Source organism: Pseudomonas sp. R9.37 (genome assembly GCF_963878885.1).
Classification (GTDB): Bacteria; Pseudomonadota; Gammaproteobacteria; order Pseudomonadales; family Pseudomonadaceae; genus Aquipseudomonas.
This window is the reverse complement of record NZ_CAWNZA010000024.1, coordinates 1-1,755: the sequence shown is the minus strand read 5'-3', so window position 1 is coordinate 1,755 and position 1,755 is coordinate 1. Positions and strand designations below refer to the sequence as shown.

1 protein-coding gene is annotated in these 1,755 nt (G+C 56.1%); it reads left to right on the top strand.

The genetic code is table 11. The annotated features are described in order from the left end of the window. Nucleotides 1-1,755 (top strand): immunoglobulin-like domain-containing protein (locus AACU78_RS15700; RefSeq protein ID WP_339382654.1); only part of this gene is annotated, 1,755 nt, incomplete at both ends.

Below are 1,755 nucleotides of genomic sequence, written 5' to 3'. Positions count from 1 at the left end.
GCAACATTACTTACACCGCCACGTTGACCAACCCGGCGCAAACTCCGGTCACCGTAACGCTGAGCAATGGCCAGACCATCGTTATCGAAGCGGGTAAATCTGCGGGCTCGGTGGTGTTTGAAACGCCGGCTAATGATGTCTACAACAACGGTTCGACCGTTAACACGACGATCACCAACGCCACTGGCGGTAACTTCGAGAACCTGGTGCCGAGCACTACACCTGCGGTCACCACGATCACCGACTCGATTGATACCACTACCGTCACTCTGACTGCTGATAACTCGGTCGTTGAAGGCGGCAACATCACTTACACCGCCACGCTGACCAACCCGGCGCAAACTCCGGTAACCGTGACGCTGAGCAATGGCCAGACCATCGTTATCGAAGCGGGTAAATCTGCGGGCTCGGTGGTGTTTGAAACGCCGGCTAATGATGTCTACAACAACGGTTCGACCGTTAACACGACGATCACCAACGCCACTGGCGGTAACTTCGAGAACCTGGTGCCGAGCACTACACCTGCGGTCACCACGATCACCGACTCGATTGATACCACTACCGTTACCCTGACTGCCGATAACTCGGTTGTTGAGGGCGGCAATATCACTTACACCGCCACGTTGACCAACCCGGCGCAAACTCCGGTCACCGTGACGCTGAGCAATGGCCAGACCATCGTTATCGAAGCGGGTAAATCTGCGGGCTCGGTGGTGTTTGAAACGCCGGCTAACGACGTTTACAGCAATGGTTCGACTGTCAGCACCACTATTACCAATGCAACTGGCGGTAACTTTGAGAACTTGGTTCCAGGTACTGCCCCAGCCGTCACCACGATCACTGATTCGATCGACACCACTACCGTTACCCTGACGGCGGATCCATCGGTCGTTGAAGGCGGCAACATCACCTACACCGCGACGCTGACCAATCCGGCGCAAACCGCCGTGACCGTCACTTTGAGCAACGGCCAGACGATCAACATCGAAGCGGGCAAGTCCAGCGGAACTGTAGTTTTCGAAACTCCAGCTAACGACGTTTACAACAATGGTTCGACTGTCAGCACCACTATTACCGGTGCAACTGGCGGTAACTTTGAGAACCTGGCAACCAACCCAGCGCCAGCAACCACTACCATCACCGACTCGATCGATACCACTACCGTCACTTTGACGGCGGATCCATCGGTCGTTGAAGGCGGCAATATCACTTACACCGCCACGCTGACCAATCCAGCACAAACTGCTGTGACGGTTACCTTGAGCAACGGCCAGACGATCAATATCGAAGCGGGCAAGTCCAGCGGCACTGTAGTTTTCGAAACTCCGGCCAACGACGTCTACAACAACGGTTCGACCGTTAACACGACGATCACCAACGCCACCGGCGGTAACTTCGAAAACCTGGCGACCAACCCAGCTCCAGCGGTGACCACCATCACCGACTCGATCGACACCACTACCGTTACCCTGACTGCCGATAACTCGGTTGTTGAGGGCGGCAACATCACTTACACCGCCACGCTGACCAATCCGGCGCAAACTCCGGTCACCGTGACGCTGAGCAATGGCCAGACCATCGTTATCGAAGCGGGTAAATCTGCCGGCTCGGTGGTTTTCGAAACCCCAGCTAACGACGTCTACAACAACGGTTCGACCGTCAACACGACGATCACCAGCGCCACCGGTGGTAACTTCGAGAACCTGGCGACCAACCCAGCGCCAGCCACCACCACGATCACCGACTCGATCGATA